Origin of the sequence: Pseudomonas putida, from assembly GCF_026625125.1 — a bacterium.
GTDB lineage: Bacteria > Pseudomonadota > Gammaproteobacteria > Pseudomonadales > Pseudomonadaceae > Aquipseudomonas > Aquipseudomonas putida_X.
In genome coordinates this window covers 4,148,761-4,169,897 of sequence record NZ_CP113097.1, presented here as the reverse complement: position 1 = coordinate 4,169,897, position 21,137 = coordinate 4,148,761, and the positions used below count along the sequence as shown (strand labels likewise).

Sequence of the window (21,137 nt, the reverse complement as noted above, 5' to 3'; positions counted from 1 at the left end):
TAGGGGAATGAAAAAGTCGTCTGCACAAGGTTCGGAAGATCCGATTCTGCAATGGGTAACCTTCCGTCTGGACAACGAGTCCTACGGCATCAATGTCATGCAGGTGCAGGAAGTCCTGCGCTACACCGAGATCGCCCCGGTTCCGGGTGCGCCGAGCTACGTGCTGGGGATCATCAACCTGCGCGGCAATGTCGTGACGGTGATCGACACCCGCCAGCGCTTCGGCCTGATGCCTACCGAGGTGACCGACAACACCCGTATCGTCATCATCGAGGCTGACAAGCAAGTGGTCGGCATCCTGGTCGATAGCGTGGCCGAGGTGGTCTACCTGCGTCAGTCGGAGATCGAGACCGCGCCGAACGTGGGGAACGAAGAGTCGGCCAAGTTCATCCAGGGCGTGTGCAACAAGAATGGCGAACTGCTGATCCTGGTCGAGCTGGACAAGATGATGACCGAGGAAGAGTGGTCCGAGCTGGAGAACATCTGAGTTGATTTTCGAGGTTGCTGTCATCTTCCTGGCGCTGTTGTGGGCGCTGAGCCTGTGGTTTTTCCTCAACTACAGCAAGCGCCAGCGCGAGCTCGCCGCCCAGCAGGCCCAGGGCGATGCCGTGCGTGACCAGCGCATCAAGGACCTGGCCAAGCGCCTGGATGATTACCAGAACGGTACCGTGCGCATGGGTGAAGCCATCCATGAGCTGCGCGCGGTAGTGGCGACCTTGCCAGACCGGCTGGAGCGTCTGGAGCAACGTGACCCGAGCGATGTAACCTTCAGCCAGGCGGCAAAACTGGTAGGGATGGGGGCGAGTGTGTCGGAGCTGACCGAAAGCTGCGGTTTGACCCAGGCCGAGGCCGAGCTGATGAGCAAGTTGCATCGTGGCGAGTAGCGTGAAAAGGCGACCTGAGGTGAGTGCCAGTCGGTAGGCGTAATCAGGGCTGCTGCGCAGCCCATCGCCGGCAAGCCAGCTCCCACAGGTACGGCGCAGGCCTGAAGGACTGCGGCATTCCACCCTTTGGGAGATACGGCGCAGGCCTCAAGGACTGTCACAGCCCAACCCTGTGTTAGATGCAGCACGGACCTCAAGGATTGTCACAGTTCAACTCTGTGGGATATGCAGCACAGACCTCAAGGACTGTCACCACCCGGTGGGAGCCGGCTTGCCGGCGATGGGCCGCACAGCGGCCCCAAATCGCTTGCCTGGCTGGCATCGGACCTGAGGCAGCAGGTGCTTGCTGAGCCTGCCGCTCAGGGCCTGGCCCAAGAATTGTATCCACCGATCCTGGCGATGCGGTTGAGTGGAAGCAGCTGCCGCTGCGCTGCCTCAAACTCCACGAGGCTGACGAACTGCCAGGAGTTGGTGCGGGGGAACGCATACAGGTTGATGATCTGACGCATCACGCCCAGCTCAGGCAACAGCCGGTCGACCACGTCGGTGAGCAACCTCGGCCCGGTGAGGCGGCTCAGCGTCTGAGCATAACCATAGAAAGCTTGCGGGTCGGTGTGCAGGGAGGGCCTGCTGTTGTAGAAGCCCGGCGCTTGCTCGAAGCGCGCCTGCATTTCCTCCAGGATTGCCCTGAGCGTCGGGTTATCTGCATGGCTGCCTACCAGGCTGCCGTTGTAGAGGCAGTTCATGCCCAATCTTTCATTGGATACCGCCGGGTGCAGCAGCAGCCCATTTTCAGTGGTGGCGAGTACCACGTCATCCAAGTGCTCTCCCGGCGTGCCCCTGGGGGCGCCGTCGATTGACACCGGGTATTCGCCAGGCGCCAGCAGGGTGTCGTCGACGTCCATGTACAGGCCACCTTCCTGATCCAGCAGGGCATAGCGCAAAACGTCCGACGCCGACGAAAAGTTGCTCGCCACCCCACCATTGCCTTGAATCGCCGCCTGGTATTGGGCGAAGCTGGCACTCTCGCTGAAGCGTTTATAGAACGGCTGGTCCTCAAGCGGCATGACCTCCACCCCGGGCGCATGCGCCGTCAACAGCCGCAGGTTGGCCTGGAAGGCACCTGGCTCGGCCCTGGAAAGATACAGGCGATGAACATACTGGGTGTTCTGCAGCGTGCGGGCGTTGCGGGCGATGGTGTCGATCAGGCTTTGCTCGATCACCTTGTCGCCCACCCAAAGGTTCATCACCTGTTTAGGGATGGGCCGCAGTGCTTCGGTGCGCAAGGCCGGCAGGGCGACGGGCAGGTGCAGATCGACGCCCAATGCACGCAGGGTCGCCATGCGCATCTGATCGGTAACCTGCCGCGTTCGGGCATCCACCTCGACCAGATTGAGCGAGCCTGGCGCTGCGATGTAGTAGGTGGGCTCAACCTCATTGAGGCCGCTCTCGAGGCCAAAGGCATCGGCCTGCATGTCGTAGAACATATGCTCATGATAACCGCCGATCATCGCCGTAAGCAGGTCGGCCGAACCGTCGTAGCGCGGGATCCTCACCACGGCACCGGCTACAGCGTCGTCGCCACCGGGCAGCGGTGCAATCGGGTCTGTGGTCTGGAGAAAATCCGCCACATCGGCCAGCGCCAGATGCGGTGGGTCGAGGGGGCTCAAGGGGTAGCCGATCTGTTCGTTGACCCTGCTGGGCACCACAAAGCCGTCACGCTTCAAGCGCAGCAGCACCGGTGCCCTGGACAGCCCGACAGTCACCAGCGGTGCTGCATTGAGCACCCCGAACACCGACATGCTGACGCCTTCGGCGCTTTGCTGGGCGGTCTTGGCGTGGATGGCCTGGTCCAACCCCAGGCCAAACTGGGCGATGCCGCCGAGGGCGAACAGCGGGGCGAGCTCGGGCACCACCAGGGCCAAGGGGGCCAGCAGGTTGATTGCCGAATTCAAGTAGCCGCGCCATTTGGCTTTGGTCACTTCGCTGTCGCTGGTGATGATGAAGTGTGCGTCTTGGTAACTGCGCTGCTTCTGGCGCCTGGCAAGGGAAAGGAACAGGTCGCCTTCGATCAGGGGGCTGTATTCCTTGGCCTTGTAGTTGATGTAGTCCTGGGGGGGCCAGATGCCTTGCACCGTGAAACCGGGGCGGTTGCTGTCGAGGTGATAGGGGGCTGGGTAGCTGCCCAGGCCGCATAGGGCGGTGTGAAGGCCGCTGTAACTCAAACCGTCTTCGCGATCGGCCAGGGCGAAGTGGTCCTGCAAGGCATCGCGCGTGCGAGGGTCGCGGCACTGGTGGGCAAACCAGTCCAGCATGGCTTGTTTGTCGCTGAATTCGTGCAGGGGCGAGGCGTTACCCGGAATGTAGAGCAAGACCAGGCCGCTGACGGCGTCGTACAGGCACAGCAGGTCAGTGGCGCGGTAGCCATAGACGTTCAGCCACCGGGCGCGCAGCCTCGGTTTGCTGCTGGTTTTGCCGTCACTGGGCGCCGTCGGCGATGAAGCCTGCACGCCGCACGCCTGCCAGGCCAGCTGTCTGCCGGCATCACTCAGGCTGCCCTCGGTGACTTGCTTGTTGCATGCGGCGATGAAGTTGATCTTGGCGCTGACACGGTAGCGGTCCAGGTTGGCATCCCAGTAGTGGTCGAGCATCGACTTGTACTGCACCTGCAAGTCCAGGCCCCAGACGAACGACTGGAATTGCTCGGCCGCCAGCGCTACATGCGTATCTGCGTTGTATAGCGGCTGGTCGCTGTGCCTGAACAGCCCGTTGTAGATGCTGTAGGGGGCATGGTAGTCGAACAGGCCGCGCTCGCGCAGCGTCTGGACGATGGTCAGTGGCCCTTCGGGCAGTTCGCCAGCCCATGGGGCATGGAGCGCCGCCCCCAGCCAGTTGTTAGCCGACTCGCCCTGCCAGTTCGAGAGAACGGCCTGGGTCAGGGTCATCTTTTGCGCGACGATCGCAATCCAGCCGAGCTTGGGGTTGAACTGGTAGTGGAGGGTCACTGCGTCGACGCGGTCCGGGTCCAGGTCCATGGCGCGCTGGTGGGCCCACTGGCGTATGGCGTCGGCTGCCGCGCGGTCCGGGCGTGGAAAGCCGGCAAGGCTGTCGCGCACGAATTGCGTGCCCTTGGCATTGATGTACTGGGTCGTCATGACGGTCACCTTTGAGTCTGTAAGGGCTGGCCAAGGTGACCTGCGTGCAGGTAGGAATGGCGCTATTTATGTAGGTACATCGCAGGGTTCGCTAACCTGGGCAAACCGGGCCGAGTCGGGCGAACCGCCAGTGGATCGCTCAGGTGTAGGCCCAGCTATGCTCGCGGCCAATGCGCGCAACCCTGTCGAGCGGAACGTGCTGCTGCAGCACTGCGTGGAACCGGCGCAGGTTGAGCGTTGCATGGATGTCGTAGACCGGGGACATCAGCAGATGGCAGATTTCCCGCAGCTGTTTGAGTAGCGGCAGCTGTTGGTCAACTACGTCATTGAGCACTGCTGGGCCGGTCAACAAGCTCAGGCGCCGGGTATAGGCCTGGAACAGCAGCGGCGCCTGGCGGGGGTGTGGGCGGCTGTTGTAGAAGTCGGGTTCCAGGCCGTAGCGGCGCAGGATTTCTTCGGAAATTGCGTCCAGCGTCGGGTTGCCCGGGTGGCTGCCAATCATGCTGCTGTTGAATTTGACGTACATGCCCAACTGGTCGTTCGACACCGGTGGCGAGAGCAGCAGGCCATCCTCCGTGGTCTGGAGTGTCAGGTTGGCCAGGGGAGGGCTGAACTGGCCGCTGCTGGCGTCCAGCAACCGATCGTCGGCATCCAGGTAAAGCCCGCCATAGTGCTTGAGCAACCGGTACCGCAGGATGTCGCAAGCGGAGGCAAGGTTGCGGCCGGGGCCGCCATTGCCGGCGATGGCGGCCAGGTATTGCGGGTAATAGGCTGAATGGGCGAATTCCCGGAAGAAGCCTTGCGTTTCCAGGGGCAGCAGCTGTGCGCCTACCGCGCGCGCGCGCAGCAGCAGCATGTTGCGCTGAAACACCTGGTGGTCGTTTTGCGAAAGCAGTATCTGGTAGCGGTAACCAGTGATGCGGGCCACGCGCGTGTTGTGCACCAGGGCTTCGAGGAATTCGCCTTGCAACACACTGTCGCCCAACCAGACACTGCTGATCAGCCGGGGGATCGGCGTGCGTTGCAGTTGCTCATAAGGCGCGTAGTCGATGGGCACCTCCAGGTCGATACCCAATGCCCGAAGGGTGGTGGTGCGCTGTACGTCGGTGGCGATATGCCGCTGGGTGGACAGGGTCAGGGCTGTGTCCTGGCCGTCGGCGAGCCGCCAGCGCAGCGGAGCGATCATGTGCGTGTCTCGGGCGCGGACGAAGCTGTCGCTGGCAAACTCATACTCGACCCATTCACCGACCACGCCCTTGGGCGTCTGCAGCCATGCCATGAAGCGGTGCTCAAGGTTGTCGTCGACGCGCGTCACCACGGCCGCCAGGCTATTGGAGGACACGACCGCCGGGGCCCGGAATGCCAGCTCCACCGCATCGCTCGCCTGGGCAACAGGCGCCGCGCCGACCGGGGCGCCCAGCAAATCCGCAACGCGGGCGGAGCCGAAGAACCCTGGACGGGAGTATCGAAACACCGCTGCCTCCCTGGCTAAGCCCTGCCCGGCCACGGGCAGGGCGTTGAACAAGCCGAACGTCTGGTCGGCGACACCCGCGTTCTTGCTCTCCAGGCTCTTGCCATTGATGGCCTGGTCGAGGCCCAGGCTGAATTGGCCCAGGCCACCGATCACCAGCAGCGGCGCAAGCTCGGGCAGGACGATGACCAGGGGCGCCAGCAGGGCGGTGACCAGCGTGAGGTAATTGCCCCATCGGGACTTGTCGACCTCATGGTTGCTGGTGATCTGGCTGTCGGCATCGGCATAGGTGCGCTGCTTGCGCTGCAAGGTAAGGTGCTCGAAGAGGTCGCTGGTGATCGGAGGGGAATAGGTATCTGGGCGGAAATCGATCATCTGTTGCGGGTCCCAGTAGCCGCTGGTGGCAAAGCCAGGGTGATGGGCGCTGAAACGATGTGCGACGGGGTACAGGCCCAGCCCCGTCAACGCCGTGCGCAGGCCGCTGAAATCCAGGCCGTCGGGCCAGTCGGCGCGGGCGAAGTGCCCCAGCATCGCCCTGCGTTTGTCTGGGGCCTGGCACTGGCGGGCAAACCAGTGCTTCATGGCTTGCGCGTCGGGGAACGCATGAAAGGGCGATGAGTTGCCGGGGATGTACAGGAGGGTCTCACTGCCGGTGCCCTGCTGGATGTACAGGATGTCGGTCGAGGTGTAACCGTAGACGTTGAGCAACGACACACTGAGGTCGCCGTAAGGCAGCAAGCCGCAAGCTCGCCAGACCAGACGGCGCTGGGCGTCGGACAGGCTTCCCTGCGCCACCTGGCGGTTGCAGGCGGCGATGAAGGCGATGTGAATGGCCCGCCGGTACTGGGCTTGCTGCTGCTCCCAGTAGGTGTCGAGTTGCTGTTTGAACAGGGTGTGAAAATTCAGCTTCCAGGCCGCGGTCTGAAAGTCCTCGGCGCGTATCGGCAAGCGCGTGTCCGGTGCGTACCGGGCAGGCTCGGTGCGCGTGTACAAGCCGTTGAACACTTGGTAAGGCGAGGCGTTGGAGAGCGGGTCGATTGGCTCGAGCCTGTCTACGATGGTCAACGGGTCCTGTGGCGGGAGGCCTGCCCAGTCGCCATAGTGAAAACCTCCGTAGCCTGCCGCGGATTCGCCCTGCCAGTTGGCGAGCAATGCTTCGACCAGGTTCATTTTCTGGGTGATGACCGCTTTGGTATAGGTACTGGCGCGGCCTTCACCCGCCGGTTCGGTCCGGTAATGGAACGTGACCACGTCGATCAGCAATGGCGATTGCGCCACGCGCTGGGGGGTGAGCCAGTCGGTAAGTACCTGCTGGGCCAGCAGGTCGGGGCGCGGTACACCTTTCAACGCCTGGCGGATCAGGGCCGGGCTGGGGGAGGGGGCGGGCTGCATGGGGTTACCCTTCTGTCGAGGAAGGGGCACAGGGTGGTGGAGCGGGGCGGCAAACGGCGTCAGGTAACGCTACCACCCGTGGGCAGGCCCAGCGGCGTTGGCGTGACGTCACGGGGCGCTGCCGGGTCGTCGGCGAAGCCTGCCGGCACACGGCCGCGCAGTTGCCAGGCGAAGGCAATGATTTCGGCGATGGTCAGGTACAGCGCTTCAGGAATCTGTTCGCCCAGCTCAAGGCGAGCCAGCAGGCGCACAAGCTCGGCATTTTCGTAGATCGGTACCTCGTGCTCGCGGGCCAGGGCCAGGATGGCCTCGGCCAGCGCATCGTCACCCTTGGCGCTGAGGGTCGGGGCCTGCTGCCCGTCGTAGGTCAGGGCAATGGCCTGGCGTGTTGGTTTCTGTGTCATGCGTTTTCGTCTACCCAGCGTTGCTCTACCCGTGTGCGCGGGCCTTGAGGGGGGATGCCCGGGTGGCATTCCAGGTCACCGACGTCCAGGCCGCGTTCCAGCAGGCGACTGCGCAAGGCACCGAGCTGGCTGTCGATGAGCCTGGCTGTTGGTTCGCGCTCTGCCCACAGGTGCCCGCTCAGGCGGCCTTGGCTCAATTGTGCCTGTACTTGCAACGGGCCAAGGGGCGACAGGTCGAACGCGAGCTCCAGGCGCCACAGGGCTTGCAGCGGGTCTTGCGATTCCTGCTGTTGGTCGGCCTGCTGTTGCGGGGTTTCCTCGCGCTGGATCTTGACCTGCAGCGGGATGAACTCCTGGCCGTGGCGGATCGGTACTTCTGTTTGCCAGGTGGTCTGCAGGTTGCCGTTTTCCAGCGTGCCGGTTTGTTGCAGGCTGCTCATGGCATGGTTTTGCAAGCGTGAAACGGCAGCTGCAGCCAGGCGCAGCAGTTGTTGCAGGTCACCTTCGTCTTCCAAGGCCTTGAGCAAGCGCGATGGCAGCGGAAATGCCCCAGGCTGCGGCTTGGGGCTGACCCGTTCAAGCATGCCCAGGGCACTGCGCGCCAGCGCCGGCATGGTCACGGCCAGGCTGGAGGGTGCCAGGTTGGGGCTGCCCGCCGGCAGGACCGGGGCTTGGGCAACCAGGCGCAGCAGGTGTGCCTTGAGGTCTGTGGCGATGCTGGCGGGGAAGCCGCCGAGCAATTTCGCTTCAAGAAAGGCGCCACTGTTGTTCAGCGCCTGGGCCACGCCTTTGGCGTCGCTCAGTTGCCGGGCGTCCGGCAGGCCCGCCAACAGGCGTTCGGCACTGGCGCGCAGTTCGCCATCGGCGCTCGGGTCGCGGGTCAGCTGTTGCAGCGCGTTGAGCAGGCCGGGCAGCGAGGCCTGGCGGTTTTGCTGGGTCAGCAGCTGCTGGGCAATGCTCAGTTGGTCCTGCCTGCCACTGAGCGGCACGAAGCGCAGCGACTGGTCACCTTGCACCAACGCGCTGAGCAGGCTGCCAATGGCCAGTGGGCGCGGGCTGTCGACGCTCAAGGTGGCGCCGGCCTGTGCACTGTTGAGCAGGCTGACCAGCGCCCGGTAGATCGGCGCTTGGCCAGGCGCCTGGGCCAGTGCCTGGTTGGTCAGGACTTTGCCCTGCAGCAGGGTCCCGACGGGTACTTTGCTGGTGTCCAGGCGAGTAAGGGTGGCGATCTGGCTGGCGTTGGCCTGCTGCAGCATGATTGCCAGGCGGTTGCTTTCGGGCTGGGTGACGGTGACCTGGCTGCCGGGGGGCAGGGGCTGGTTGGCATTGGCTTGCAATTGCGTCTGCACGCCGTTGGCCTGTATCAGGCGCAGCACCAACTGGAATTCCTGGCCTGCCTGGCGCATCGACACGACCTCGGCCTGCGCGGTCTCGCCGGGGGCCAGCAGGCCGGGCTGTGCCTGGATCAGACGCAGCAGCTCGCCGGTCATGCCTGCCTTCATGGCTTGGCTGTTGATCGCAGTTTGTGCGCCGAGACTATTGATTTCAGTCATGATTGTATACAACCTGTCGAGCCCGGCCTCTTGGCAGCGCGGCAGCGCGTGTAATAATGCCGCGCGCCGGTGGTTGCCAGTATAACGGCAGCGCGCGGGGCGACTTGAGACACAAGGGCTCTGGAGCGGTGTTGGCTGCCACGCGGGTTCACCCGTGTAGCAGCCAACACCGGCCCGAAGCCCGACAATGATAAGGCGAAACCGTGACCCTTCACCTTCAAGCCGCAGGCTTGGCCTGCGAGCGCGACTGGCGCCTGCTGTTCGAGCAGCTCGATTTCGAGCTGGGCGCTGGCGACATGCTGCAAATCAGCGGCCCCAATGGCAGCGGCAAGACCAGCTTGCTGCGCCTGCTGGCCGGCTTGATGCAGCCTACCGCCGGGCAGATTCTGCTGGGCGGCAAGCCACTGGCCGAACAGCGTCACGCTTTGGCCAGCATCCTGCTGTGGATCGGCCACGCTGCGGGCATCAAGGACCTGCTCAGCGCCGAGGAAAATCTCACCTGGCTGTGCGCGTTGCACCAGCCGGCCAGCCGCGAGGCGATCTGGGCGGCGCTGGAGGCGGTAGGGCTGCGCGGTTTCGAAGACGTACCCTGCCATACCCTGTCCGCTGGCCAGCAGCGCCGCGTGGCCCTGGCCCGGCTGCACCTGGCTTGCCCGCCGCTATGGATTCTCGACGAACCGTTCACCGCTCTGGACAAGCAAGGGGTGGCTCAGTTGGAAGCGCACCTGGCGGCCCACTGCGAGCAGGGCGGCACGGTGGTGCTGACCACCCACCACACGCTGGAGCGCAAGCCCTACGGTTACCGTGAACTGAACCTGGGGCAATGGGCGGCATGAGCGTATTCATTTCGCTGTTGCGTCGCGAAGCGCGCCTGCTGTTCCGTCGCCCTGCCGAGCTGGCCAACCCCCTGGTGTTCTTTGCCATCGTCGTTGCGCTGTTTCCCTTAGCGGTTGGCCCGGAAAGCCAATTGTTGCAAACCTTGTCGCCTGGGCTGGTCTGGGTAGCGGCACTGTTGGCAGTGCTGCTGTCGCTGGACGGCTTGTTCCGCAGCGACTTCGAGGATGGCTCGCTGGAGCAGTGGGTGCTGTCGCCGCACCCGCTGGCGTTGCTGGTGCTGGCCAAGGTGCTGGCGCACTGGACCTTTTCCGGGCTGGCACTGGTATTGTTGGCGCCGCTGCTGGCGCTGATGCTGGGGCTGCCGAGCCATTGCCTGCCGGTGCTGCTCGGCTCCCTGCTGCTGGGCACGCCGGTATTGAGCCTGCTGGGTGCGGTGGGCGCGGCACTGACGGTCGGTCTGAAGCGCGGTGGTTTGTTACTGGCGTTGCTGATACTGCCGTTGTATATCCCTGTATTGATCCTGGGCAGTGGTGCGTTGCAAGCGGCGTTGCAGAATATGCCGGCCACCGGCCACCTGCTCTGGCTCGCCAGCCTGACGGCCCTGGCTGTAACCCTGGCACCCTTTGCGATAGCGGCCGGCCTGAAGATCAGTGTCGGTGAATAACGAGTCCCGGGCTCTCAAGCCCGGCAAATACCCTGGATGTACCCTGATGAAAATAAGCTGGACGTGGTTCCACAAGCTGGGCTCCCCGAAATGGTTCTATGCCATCAGCGGCCGCATGCTGCCATGGCTGGCCGGCGCTGCCGTGCTTCTGCTGCTGGTCGGTATCACCTGGGGCCTGGCGTTCGCCCCGCAGGACTACCAGCAAGGCAACAGCTTCCGCATCATTTACATTCATGTGCCGGCGGCGATGCTGGCGCAGTCCTGCTACGTGCTGCTGGCAGTCGCCGGGGTAGTGGGGTTGGTGTGGAAGATGAAACTGGCCGACGTGGCCCTGCAATGTGCCGCGCCCATCGGCGCCTGGATGACCGCCGTGGCGCTGGTGACCGGCGCCATCTGGGGCAAGCCGACCTGGGGCAGCTGGTGGGTGTGGGACGCCCGCCTCACGTCCATGCTCATTCTGCTTTTCCTGTACTTCGGCATCATTGCGCTGGGCCAGGCGATCAGTAATCGTGACAGCTCGGCCAAGGCGTGCGCCGTGCTGGCAATCGTCGGCGTGGTCAACATCCCGATCATCAAGTACTCGGTGGAGTGGTGGAACACCCTGCACCAGGGCGCCACCTTCACCCTCACCGAAAAGCCGGCAATGCCCGCAGAAATGTGGCTGCCGTTGCTGTGCACGGTGTTGGGTTTCTACTGCTTCTTCGGTGCCGTGCTGTTGCTGCGCATGCGCCTTGAAGTGCTCAAGCGCGAGGCGCGCGCCAGTTGGGTCAAGGACGAAGTGTTGAACAGCCTGGGGCGGAGGGCCGCACAATGAGCTTTGCCACCTTCGGTGATTTTCTCGCCATGGGCCACCATGGCCTGTACGTGTGGTCGGCCTATGGCATCTGCCTGGCGGTGCTGGCGCTGAATGTCGCCGCGCCGCTGCTGGCCCGTCGTCGCTATCTGCAAGAAGAGGCGCGCCGTTTGCGCCGGGAGAACAACCAGTGAATCCGCAGCGCAAGAAACGCCTGTTGCTCATCGTCGGCCTGCTGGTCGGTGTCGGGGTTGCCGTCGGCTTTGCCTTGAGCGCACTGCAGCAGAACATCAACCTGTTCTACACGCCCACTCAGATCGCCAATGGCGAAGCGCCGCTGGACACCCGCATCCGTGCTGGCGGCATGGTCGAGAAAGGCTCGGTGCAGCGCTCGTCCGACTCGCTGGACGTGCGCTTTGTGGTCACCGACTTCAACAAGTCGGTGCCGATCACCTACCGCGGCATCCTGCCCGACCTGTTCCGCGAAGGGCAGGGCATCGTCGCCCTGGGCAAGGTCAACGCCGAAGGCGTGGTGGTGGCCGATGAGGTACTGGCCAAGCACGACGAGAAGTACATGCCGCCCGAGGTCACCAAGGCCCTGAAGGAAAGCGGCCAGGCCGCCACCGGTACGGAGGCCAGACCATGAACGCAGCGCTGGTGATCCCCGAACTTGGCCAGTTGGCGATGATCCTGGCCATCTGCTTCGCCGCCGTGCAGGCCAGTGTGCCGCTGCTCGGCGCCTGGCGTGGCGACAGCCTGTGGATGAGCCTGGCGCGGCCGGCGGCCTGGGGGCAATTCGCTTTCCTGGCCTTTGCCTTCGCTTGTTTGACCCATGCCTTCATGACCGACAACTTCTCGGTCGCCTATGTGACCAGCAACTCCAACAGCGCCTTGCCCTGGTACTACAAGTTCAGCGCCGTGTGGGGCGCGCACGAGGGTTCGCTGCTGCTCTGGGCGCTGATCCTGGGCGGCTGGACCTTTGCCGTGTCGGTGTTTTCGCGGCAACTGCCGCAGGTGATGCTGGCCCGCGTGCTGGCGGTGATGGGCATGATCAGCGTCGGCTTCCTGAGCTTTTTGATCATCACGTCCAACCCGTTCCAGCGCCTGCTGCCGCAAGTGCCCACTGACGGCCGCGACCTCAACCCGCTGCTGCAGGACTTCGGCCTGATCGTCCACCCGCCCATGCTGTACATGGGCTATGTGGGCTTCTCGGTGGCCTTTGCCTTCGCCATTGCCGCCTTGCTCGGTGGCCGCCTGGACGCTGCCTGGGCGCGCTGGTCGCGGCCGTGGACCATCATCGCCTGGGCCTTCCTGGGGGTGGGTATCACCCTGGGTTCCTGGTGGGCCTACTACGAACTGGGCTGGGGCGGCTGGTGGTTCTGGGACCCGGTGGAAAACGCCTCTTTCATGCCCTGGCTGGTGGGCACGGCTCTGATCCACTCGCTGGCAGTGACGGAGAAGCGTGGCGTGTTCAAGAGCTGGACCGTGCTGCTGGCGATCGCCGCGTTCTCGCTGAGCCTGCTGGGGACGTTCCTGGTGCGCTCCGGCGTGCTGACCTCGGTGCATGCCTTCGCCTCCGACCCGTCACGGGGTGTGTTCATCCTGATCTTCCTGCTGTTCGTGGTCGGTGGTTCGCTGACCCTGTTCGCCCTGCGTGCCCCGGTGGTCAAAAGCCAGGTGGGCTTTGCCCTGTGGTCGCGCGAGACGCTGCTGCTGGCCAACAACCTGGTGCTGGTAGTGGCCGCTGCGATGATCCTGCTCGGCACCCTCTACCCGTTGGTGCTCGATGCCCTGACCGGGGCCAAGCTGTCGGTGGGCCCGCCCTATTTCGATGCCTTGTTCCTGCCGCTGATGGCACTGCTGATGGTGGTGCTCGGCGTCGGCGTGGTGGTGCGCTGGAAGGACACCCCTGGCAAGTGGTTGGCCAGCATGATGACGCCGGTACTGATCGCCAGCGCAGTGCTGGCGCCAGTGGCCGGTTTCATCGTCGACGACTTCGACTGGCCGACCCTGACCGCCTTTGCCCTGGCTGCCTGGGTGGTGCTCAGCGGGTTGCGCGACATTGTCGACAAGACCCGCCACAAGGGCTTGGCCAAAGGCGTACGTGGCCTGACGCGCAGCTACTGGGGCATGCAACTGGCGCACCTGGGGCTTGCGGTGTGCGCGCTTGGCGTGGTGCTGTCGAGCAACAACAGTGCCGAGCGTGACCTGCGCCTGGCGCCGGGTGAAAGCGTGGAACTGGCGGGCTATCAGTTCCTGTTCCAGGGCGCCAAGCACTTCGAAGGGCCGAATTTCAGTTCCGACAAGGGCACCGTCGTGGTCAGCCGCGATGGCCGTGAAGTGACCACGCTGCACCCCGAGAAGCGCCTCTATACCGTGCAGCAGTCGATGATGACAGAGGCCGGCATCGATGCTGGTTTCACCCGCGACCTGTATGTCGCCTTGGGCGAGCCGCTGGACAACGGCGCCTGGGCCGTGCGCGTGCATATCAAGCCTTACGTCCGCTGGATCTGGCTGGGCGGTCTATTGACCGGCCTGGGCGGTTTGCTGGCGGCCCTCGACCGGCGCTATCGCGTCAAGGTCAAGACCCGGGTGCGTGATGTCCTGGGCGTGTCTGGAGCAGCTGCATGAAGCGTTGGATCATGGTGGTGCCACTGGCGGTATTCCTGCTGGTGGCTGTTTTCCTCTACAAAGGCCTGTTCCTCAAGCCCGACGAGCTGCCCTCGGCAATGATCGGCAAACCGTTCCCGGCGTTTTCCCTGGCCTCGACCCAAGGTGATCGCACCCTGACCCAGGCTGATCTGCAAGGCCGCCCGGCGCTGGTGAACGTATGGGCCACCTGGTGCCCGTCGTGCAAGGTCGAGCACCCTTACCTGAACCAGCTTGCCGGGCAGGGCGTGGTGATCTACGGCATCAACTACAAGGACGACAATGCTGCCGCCCAGAAGTGGCTGGCCGACTTCCACAACCCCTACCAGCTGGATATTCGCGATGAACAGGGCAGCCTGGGCCTGGACCTGGGCGTTTATGGCGCGCCGGAGACCTTCCTGATCGACGCCAAGGGCATCATCCGCTACAAGCATGTGGGCGTCGTCGACGCCAGCGTCTGGCGCGAGCAACTGGCGCCGCTGTATCAGGGCCTGGTCGACGAGGCCAAACCATGAAGCGCTGGCTTGCGGCCGCAGTATTGGCTTTGAGCGTGGCCGGCGTGGCCAAGGCGGCGATCGATACCTACCAGTTCCGCGACGACGCCGAGCGTGAGCGTTATCAGCAGCTGACCAAAGAGCTGCGCTGCCCCAAATGCCAGAATCAGGACATCGCCGACTCCAACGCACCGATTGCCGCCGACCTGCGCCGGGAGATTTTCCGCATGCTGGGTGAAGGCAAGAGCAACCAGCAGATCGTCGACTTCATGGTCGACCGCTATGGCGATTTTGTGCGCTACAAGCCGGCCCTCACTGGGCGTACCTGGCTGCTCTGGTTCGGCCCGGGCATTCTGCTGGTCGGTGGCTTTGCGGTGCTGTTGGTGATTGTCCGCCGGCGCCGTGTGCCAGCTACCTTGGGCTCCCAGGAGCTGTCCGTCGAAGAACGCGAACGTCTCGCCAAACTGCTGGAAAAAGAACAGAACCATGACTGAATTCTGGCTTGGTGCGGGCCTGCTGCTGCTCGCCGCCCTCAGCTTTCTGCTGATCCCGATCCTGCGTGGCCGTCGCCAGCAGCAGGAAGAAGACCGTACTGCGCTGAACGTGGCGCTGTACCAGGAACGTGTCGCCGAACTGGCTGCCCAGCAGGCCGCCGGGGTGCTGGATGACGCGCAACTGGCCAGCGGCCGTGATGAGGCCGCCCGTGAACTGTTGGCCGACACCGAAGGCGCCGAAGCGCCGCGCCAGGGGCACCTGGGCAGGGTGCTTCCGCTGCTGGCCGCTGTGCTGGTGCCGGTGGTGGCGCTTGGTCTGTATCTGCACTTTGGTGCTGCGGACAAAGTGCAGTTGACCCAGGAGTTCGCCGCGGCGCCCAAGACGATGGAAGAAATGACCACGCGCCTGGAGCGCGCCGTCCAGGCTCAGCCGGATTCGGCCGAGGGCCTGTATTTCCTGGGCCGCGCCTACATGGCCGAGCAGCGCCCGGCAGATGCCGCCAAAGCCTACGAGCGCGCCGTGGCCCTGGCCGGCCGCCAGCCAGAATTGCTGGGCCAATGGGCCCAGGCCCTGTATTTCGCGGCCAACAAGCAGTGGAGCGCACAGGTGCAGGCGCTGACCGACGAGGCCCTCAAGGCCGACCCTAACGAAGTGACCAGCCTTGGCCTGCGCGGCATTGCGGCATTCGAAGGCGAGCGCTACCAGGAAGCCATCGATTACTGGAACCGCCTGCTGGCGCAACTGCCTGAAGGCGACGCCTCGCGCGCGGCCTTGCAAGGTGGCATCGACCGTGCGGCAGAGCGCCTGGGCGGCAACGCTGGCAAGCCTGCGACCCCGCTGGCAGCACGCCTGAAGGTCCGGGTCGAGCTGGCCCCGGCGCTCAAGGATGAGGTCCAGCCCGGCGATGCGGTGTTCATCTTCGCCCGGGCTAGCAACGGCCCGCCCATGCCGCTGGCGGCCAAGCGGGTGACCGTGGCCCAATTGCCGCTGGAGGTCGAATTGTCTGACGCCGATGCGATGATGCCGCAGATGAAACTGTCCGACTTTGCCGAAGTCCAACTGGTTGCACGGGTATCGCGCGCTGGCCAGCCCACCCAGGGTGAGTGGATCGGCCAAGGCGCACCGCTGCCCAGCACCACCCAGGCCACCCAACTGCTGATCATCGACAGCCCCGACCGGTAAGAGAACCCGCCATGCGAAACGTCGTCCGCCTGACCCTGATCACTCTCGCCGTGGGTTTGTCTGCGTGTACGGTGCGCGAGCCGTACGAACAGCCGGCCCCACCGATCGAAACGGTGCCTGCGCAAAAGGGGCCGGTGGTCAAGCCGCTGCCGGGTAGCCAACCCTCCACGCAGCCGAGCAAACCGGCCGCGACACCCAAACCGATGCCGCGGACCTCAGCAAGCTTTGCCCCACCACCGGGGGGCGCCAGCCATTGGGATCCGAAACTGGGTGTTTATGTGTTGGAGAAGAAACCCAATACGTTCTACCGGCAGCGCACCTATTACCGCTATGACAATGGCTGGAGCTGGTCTCTGAGCCCGGATGGCCCGTGGCAGGAGACCGACAGCAGTGGTGTACCCGGTGGGCTGGGTCGGGCGTTCGCTCAGTAATCGCGTTGTGTTTTCTGGCCGTGTCGTCGGCAAGCCGGCACGGCCAGTAGCAAGCAACCGATACAGTACAGTTTACCCGCGATTTATCGATTGACTGTACCGCCCGCCGACTCCGCATAATGCCCCTTCGAATTAGAGCCGGAGGGGTGCATGAGCAAGACAGTCCTGGTGTTGGTGGAAACCGTCGATGATTACCTGCCCCTGCTCGAGCAGGCTGGCTACCGGCTGATTCGCGCACCGTCCGCGCAGCTGCGTGGCGACGCCATCCGCCGCCATGGCGCTGAAATCGATGCGGTGCTTACCCGCGGCCCGCTGGGCCTGACCGCTGCTGAAATCCAAGCGTTGCCCCACTTGCAGATCATCTGCGTGATCGGTGCCGGTTACGAACAGGTCGACCTGGCCGCCGCCGCTGCTCGTGGCATCACCGTCACCAATGGCGCCGGTGCCAATGCCGCCGCCGTGGCCGACCACACCCTGGCGATACTGTTGGCCCTGCTGCGCGACATTCCACGCGCCGATGCCGGTATCCGCCTCGGTGCGTGGAACCGGGTCATCAGCCCCTCGATAAGTGGCAAGCGCCTCGGCATCCTCGGCTTGGGCGCAGTTGGCCGGGCCATCGCCAAACGTGCCAGCCTGGGCTTCGAGATGAGTGTCTGCTATCACAGCCGCACGCCGCGCCAGGACGTGCCTTACACCTGGTACGACAGCCCGTTGCACCTGGCCGATGCCGTAGACATTCTGGTCGTAGCCACCCCGGGCGGTACCAATACCCACCACCTGGTCGATGCTCGGGTGCTTGAGGCACTGGGCCCCGAGGGCTACCTGGTGAACATCGCCCGTGCCAGCGTTGTGGATACCCCGGCGCTGATAAGTGCCCTGCAGCACGGGCAACTCGCAGGCGCAGCACTTGATGTGTTCGACGACGAACCGGCCGTGCCCGATGCCTTGAAGGCCCTCGGCAATACCGTGCTCACCCCGCATGTGGCCGGGCAATCCCCTGAAGCGGCGCGTGACACGGTGGCCTTGGTCCTGCGCAATCTACAGGCCTTCTTTGCCGGCGAACCGGTACTTACACCCGTCCATCTGTAACGTTCGTTTTTAATTCTGCCCGGCGCTGGCTGGGCCACAAGGAGTGTTCGCATGCAACTCGAGATCTTTCAGGTCGATGCCTTTAGCGCAGAACCGTTCGGTGGCAACCCGGCTGCCGTGATTGCGCTTGAAAGCTGGCTGCCTGATGACGTGCTGCAACGCATCGCCGAAGAGAACAACCTCTCCGAAACCGCCTATTTCGTGCGCAGTGGGGAGACCTTTGACCTGCGCTGGTTCACCCCGGCGGTGGAGGTCGACCTGTGCGGCCATGCCACCTTGGCATCGGCCTATGTGCTGTTCGAGCAGTTGGGCGAGCAGGCTGAAGTACTGCGCTTCAACACCCGCAGCGGTGAATTGCGGGTAAGCCGAGGCGCCGACGGCTTGCTGGCCATGGACTTCCCGGCCAAGCAGCCGGCCGCCGTCGAGGCGCCCGCCGGTTTGCTCAAGGCACTGGGGCTGAGTGGGGCGAGTGCGGTGTATCGGTCCGACGACTATGTAGTGATGATCGATGACGCCTCGCTTCTGGACCCGCTGCAGCCGGACTTCGTCGCCTTGTCGGCGTTCGATGTGCGGGGTATCGCCGTGACTGCTCCCGGGCGCGGATACGATTTCGTCACGCGCTGGTTCGGCCCGCGAGTGGGTGTCAATGAAGACCCGGTCACAGGTTCTGCGCACACTTCGCTTGCGCCTTTGTGGGCGCAGCGGTTGGGCAAGAGCACCCTGACCTGTGAGCAGGGTGGTGCGCGCAAGGGCCAACTGCACTGTGAAGTGCCGGGCAATGGCCGAGTGATCATCAGCGGGCGGGCGGCGCTCTACCTACGCGGCAACGTGTTCGTCTGACCGGCCTGGTGGGGTTGCGAGCGGTTGTGCGGGGGCGATCTATACTTGCCCTCCACCTAACGCAAGGAGCCTCACCATGACCCTGGAAAAGCACGGCAGCTGCCTTTGTGGGGAAACCCGGCTGCACGTCACCGTCGACACTACCCACATCAGCGCTTGCCATTGCAGCATGTGCCGCAAGTGGACCGGGGGGCCATTGCTGGTCGTTCACTGCAGCCAGCCACCGGTCATCGAAGGGCGTTCGCCCAGTGTCTACGATTCTTCCGATTGGGCCCAGCGCGGTTTTTGCGGGAACTGCGGCACTCACCTGTATTACCGGCTCAAGGCCAACGATTTCTACGCGGTGCCGGTGGGCCTGCTGGACGGCGAGGAGGCCTGGGATTTCGACCTGCAGATCTTCGTCGAGCAGAAACCTGCCTGGTACTGTTTTGCCAACCAGACTACCGAGCTGACGGGCCAGCAAGCGTTCGAGCAATTGGGGTGAGTGGTGCTTGCCAATGCCGTGCATTCCTGAGAAAAGGGCGGCCTTGAATGTCACCCTTGGAGCATGCCCATGAACAGCGAACTGCAAATCACCGACCTCGTCGAAGGCGACGGTAAAGCTGCCGTCAAAGGCGCCCTGATCACCACCCAGTACACTGGCTGGCTGGCCGATGGCAGCGAGTTCGACTCGTCCCGGTCGCGCGGCAAACCGTTCCAGTGCGTGATTGGCACGGGCCGGGTGATCAAGGGCTGGGACCAAGGCCTGATGGGTATGCGCGTAGGGGGCAAACGCAAGCTGCAGGTGCCTGCGCACCTGGGATATGGAGAGCGCAGCGTGGGTGCGATCCCGCCGAATTCGGACCTGACGTTCGAGATCGAGTTGCTCGAAGTGTTGACGCGGGATGACTGAGCCTCGGGCGCGGCTGGCAGGCTTGGAATAATTTCGCAACATGTGTGGGTTACCCTAGGCCTTGCCCAGGGAGGAACCAAACGCGTTGAGGGCACTCTGACCCCTACTCGTTGGCCAGGGATGGCATTCACTACAAGGATGCCGGGCCTCTTGGGCCTCAGGGCAGTGTGGCGGGTCGACCCAAATTGTCTGCCACAAGAGCCTGCCTTCATGAAGTTGCCCACGTTTGTTCGCCGTCGTCGCCATCTGCTGTTGGGCCTCGCACTCGCTGCTGCGGCGGTGCCCTTGGCCCTGGAAGTGGTCGAAAACCGCGTTCAACCTGTCGACGGTACCCAGACCCTGGTGTTTCTGCGCCATGCCGAAAAACCTGGCGAAGGGTTGGGGCAGTTGAACTGTCAAGGCCTCAACCGCGCGCTGGACCTGGCCAGGCTGCTGCCCGAGCGCTTCGGCAAAGCCGATTTCGTCTTCGCCGCCAACCCGACGCGAGAGGTCGAGGAAGGCGTCGATGACCAGCGTTACAGCTACATCCGCCCACTGATGACCATCACCCCGAGCGCGATACGTCTCGGCTTGCCGGTGAATATCGATTACGGTGCGAACGATACCGATGAGCTCGCGGATGAGTTGCTCAGCGGCAAATACCGCAACGCCACTGTCTACACTGCCTGGTCCCATGGTTATCTGCCGGAGCTGATCAATACCGTCGCCGGCAAGGCGCTGGGTGAGGACCGGGTGATCACCGAGGACTGGCAGGGCGACGATTTCGACACCCTGTATGTACTGACCCTGACCTGGCGCGACGGCAAGGCCAGCCTGCTCAGCCGCAACGTACGCCAAGGCCTGGATGGCGGCGCGCACAGCTGCCCGACCTGATTCGTGGTCACTTTCCTGGCAACCAAGCTGAAACATCAGGCAAGTGTTGATGCTGCTGGGTTTGGAGCTGCTGGTCTGTCGGCCTTGGGGGTGCTCGGCGCTTGGCCTGGATGACAAGGCGACTGCGCTGGCCCTATCGCCGGCAAGCCGGCTCCCACCGCGACCGCGCAGTGCTTCAGGCCTGCGCGTTACCCGTGGAAGCAACCGACTTGCCCAATTTCTGAAAGCCGGCGCAATTGGACTGCCCCCAGGGGCCGGCGGTGCTGCTGGTCTGTGGGGGCGGGAATGCGCCTTGGCGCTTACCGGCCGAATCGCATCGGCCAGCCCACGACTTTCTTCGCCCGCGGGGTGGCATAGGTCCGCACCTTGGAGGTGCTCAGCCCCATCCGCACCAACGACTCGGCAATGGTCACCGCCGCGCTCACGCCATCGACCACCGGCACCCCGGTGCGCTGACGAATCTGCTCATCCAGCCCGGCCATGCCGCCACAGCCCAGACAGATCACCTCGGCCTTGTCATCGCGCACCGCCCGCTCGGCTTGTTCGACGATCGCCTGCACTGCACGCTGTGGGTCCTCCTCCAGTTCCAGCACGGCAAGGCCACTGGCGCGCACCGAGGCGCAGCGGTCGTACAACCCCGAAAGCCTCAGGCGGTCTTCGATCAGCGGCACGGTACGGTCCAGGGTGGTCACCACCGAGTAGGCGTGGCCCAGATACAGTGCCGTGCTGGCGGCGGCATCGGTGATGTCCACCACCGGCACGTTCAGCAGTTCCTGCAGGCCTTCGCGGCCATGTTCGCCGTAGCCGGCCTGGATCACGGCATCGTAGGGCCCCTCATAAGCCAGCACGCGGTCCATGACGGCGATGGCAGCCAGGTAGCTCTCGAAATTGCCCTCCACCGACTCGGCACCGAACCAGGGGGTCAGGCCGATGATCTGCGTGTCGGGGCCCGCCACGCTGCGGGCTTGCTCGGCGATGGCCTCGGTGATGGCTTCGGTGGTGTTGACGTTGGCGATCAGAATACGCATGAGCACTGCTC

General features: G+C 64.1%; 22 protein-coding genes. 17 read left to right on the top strand and 5 right to left on the bottom strand.

The features are described 5' to 3' along the window. Positions 1-7 precede the first annotated feature (7 nt). Positions 8-487: a chemotaxis protein CheW gene (locus tag OSW16_RS19145; RefSeq protein WP_003254393.1), complete on the top strand. Its 480-nt coding sequence runs from the start codon at positions 8-10 to the stop codon at positions 485-487. Position 488: 1 nt separating this feature from the next. After that, positions 489-884, top strand: a complete 396-nt coding sequence (locus OSW16_RS19140; RefSeq protein WP_241804557.1) for a DUF2802 domain-containing protein — start codon at positions 489-491, stop codon at positions 882-884. Between the two features lie 359 nt (positions 885-1,243). Here OSW16_RS19140 and OSW16_RS19135 read toward each other — a convergent pair whose 3' ends face one another. The 4 genes from OSW16_RS19135 to OSW16_RS19120 all read right to left on the bottom strand — a co-directional run bounded on the left by OSW16_RS19135 (position 1,244) and on the right by OSW16_RS19120 (position 8,859). Next, entirely contained in the window at positions 1,244-4,039 is a 2,796-nt protein-coding gene (locus OSW16_RS19135) for a dermonecrotic toxin domain-containing protein (protein ID WP_267817670.1), read from the bottom strand. Between the two features lie 139 nt (positions 4,040-4,178). Beyond that, the gene (locus tag OSW16_RS19130) at positions 4,179-6,902 is read right to left on the bottom strand and encodes a dermonecrotic toxin domain-containing protein (RefSeq protein WP_267817668.1); all 2,724 of its coding nucleotides are present in this window, start codon (positions 6,900-6,902) and stop codon (positions 4,179-4,181) included. Positions 6,903-6,961: 59 nt separating this feature from the next. Then, positions 6,962-7,306: an EscU/YscU/HrcU family type III secretion system export apparatus switch protein gene (locus tag OSW16_RS19125; protein ID WP_241804554.1), complete on the bottom strand. Its 345-nt coding sequence runs from the start codon at positions 7,304-7,306 to the stop codon at positions 6,962-6,964. Next, the gene (locus tag OSW16_RS19120; RefSeq protein ID WP_267817666.1) at positions 7,303-8,859 is read right to left on the bottom strand and encodes a flagellar hook-length control protein FliK; all 1,557 of its coding nucleotides are present in this window, start codon (positions 8,857-8,859) and stop codon (positions 7,303-7,305) included. Before OSW16_RS19120 ends, OSW16_RS19125 begins: the two co-directional genes overlap by 4 nt. A gap of 203 nt (positions 8,860-9,062) precedes the next feature. Here OSW16_RS19120 and ccmA point away from each other — a divergent pair, with 203 nt between their 5' ends. The 15 genes from ccmA to OSW16_RS19045 all read left to right on the top strand — a co-directional run bounded on the left by ccmA (position 9,063) and on the right by OSW16_RS19045 (position 20,098). Further along, the gene (gene ccmA / locus OSW16_RS19115; RefSeq protein ID WP_241804552.1) at positions 9,063-9,695 is read left to right on the top strand and encodes a cytochrome c biogenesis heme-transporting ATPase CcmA; all 633 of its coding nucleotides are present in this window, start codon (positions 9,063-9,065) and stop codon (positions 9,693-9,695) included. After that, positions 9,692-10,360 carry a heme exporter protein CcmB gene (gene ccmB, locus OSW16_RS19110; protein WP_241804551.1) on the top strand — a complete coding sequence of 223 codons (669 nt, stop codon included), beginning with the start codon at positions 9,692-9,694 and terminating at the stop codon, positions 10,358-10,360. The genes ccmA and ccmB overlap by 4 nt, the downstream gene beginning before the upstream one ends. A gap of 46 nt (positions 10,361-10,406) precedes the next feature. Next, complete coding sequence (locus OSW16_RS19105) at positions 10,407-11,174, top strand: heme ABC transporter permease (RefSeq protein WP_241804550.1); 768 nt, start codon at positions 10,407-10,409, stop codon at positions 11,172-11,174. Beyond that, a complete protein-coding gene (ccmD, locus tag OSW16_RS19100; protein WP_012273475.1) occupies positions 11,171-11,347 on the top strand; it encodes a heme exporter protein CcmD in 177 nt (58 codons plus the stop codon). Before OSW16_RS19105 ends, ccmD begins: the two co-directional genes overlap by 4 nt. Further along, positions 11,344-11,799 carry a cytochrome c maturation protein CcmE gene (gene ccmE, locus OSW16_RS19095; protein ID WP_241804549.1) on the top strand — a complete coding sequence of 152 codons (456 nt, stop codon included), beginning with the start codon at positions 11,344-11,346 and terminating at the stop codon, positions 11,797-11,799. The genes ccmD and ccmE overlap by 4 nt, the downstream gene beginning before the upstream one ends. 11 nt (positions 11,800-11,810) lie before the next feature. Then, entirely contained in the window at positions 11,811-13,784 is a 1,974-nt protein-coding gene (locus OSW16_RS19090; protein ID WP_267824043.1) for a heme lyase CcmF/NrfE family subunit, read from the top strand. Next, a complete protein-coding gene (locus OSW16_RS19085; protein WP_267817660.1) occupies positions 13,781-14,317 on the top strand; it encodes a DsbE family thiol:disulfide interchange protein in 537 nt (178 codons plus the stop codon). Before OSW16_RS19090 ends, OSW16_RS19085 begins: the two co-directional genes overlap by 4 nt. Then, positions 14,314-14,790: a cytochrome c-type biogenesis protein gene (locus tag OSW16_RS19080; protein WP_267817658.1), complete on the top strand. Its 477-nt coding sequence runs from the start codon at positions 14,314-14,316 to the stop codon at positions 14,788-14,790. Before OSW16_RS19085 ends, OSW16_RS19080 begins: the two co-directional genes overlap by 4 nt. Next, positions 14,783-15,973, top strand: a complete 1,191-nt coding sequence (gene ccmI / locus OSW16_RS19075; RefSeq protein ID WP_267817656.1) for a c-type cytochrome biogenesis protein CcmI — start codon at positions 14,783-14,785, stop codon at positions 15,971-15,973. Before OSW16_RS19080 ends, ccmI begins: the two co-directional genes overlap by 8 nt. Before the next feature lie 11 nt (positions 15,974-15,984). Further along, positions 15,985-16,404: a hypothetical protein gene (locus tag OSW16_RS19070; protein WP_267817654.1), complete on the top strand. Its 420-nt coding sequence runs from the start codon at positions 15,985-15,987 to the stop codon at positions 16,402-16,404. Between the two features lie 150 nt (positions 16,405-16,554). Next, positions 16,555-17,493 (top strand): 2-hydroxyacid dehydrogenase, encoded by a 939-nt coding sequence (locus tag OSW16_RS19065; protein ID WP_267817652.1) that lies wholly within the window; start codon positions 16,555-16,557, stop codon positions 17,491-17,493. A gap of 51 nt (positions 17,494-17,544) precedes the next feature. Further along, entirely contained in the window at positions 17,545-18,333 is a 789-nt protein-coding gene (locus OSW16_RS19060; RefSeq protein ID WP_267817649.1) for a PhzF family phenazine biosynthesis protein, read from the top strand. A gap of 76 nt (positions 18,334-18,409) precedes the next feature. After that, positions 18,410-18,817, top strand: coding sequence for a GFA family protein (locus OSW16_RS19055; protein WP_267817647.1), 408 nt, complete (start codon positions 18,410-18,412; stop codon positions 18,815-18,817). Positions 18,818-18,886: 69 nt separating this feature from the next. Beyond that, positions 18,887-19,225, top strand: coding sequence for an FKBP-type peptidyl-prolyl cis-trans isomerase (locus OSW16_RS19050; RefSeq protein WP_241804541.1), 339 nt, complete (start codon positions 18,887-18,889; stop codon positions 19,223-19,225). Between the two features lie 210 nt (positions 19,226-19,435). Then, positions 19,436-20,098 carry a histidine phosphatase family protein gene (locus OSW16_RS19045; RefSeq protein WP_267817644.1) on the top strand — a complete coding sequence of 221 codons (663 nt, stop codon included), beginning with the start codon at positions 19,436-19,438 and terminating at the stop codon, positions 20,096-20,098. 299 nt (positions 20,099-20,397) lie between these two features. Here the strand turns inward: OSW16_RS19045 and OSW16_RS19040 are convergent, their stop codons facing one another. Next, a complete protein-coding gene (locus OSW16_RS19040) occupies positions 20,398-21,126 on the bottom strand; it encodes an aspartate/glutamate racemase family protein (protein WP_241804539.1) in 729 nt (242 codons plus the stop codon). Positions 21,127-21,137: the final 11 nt, after the last annotated feature.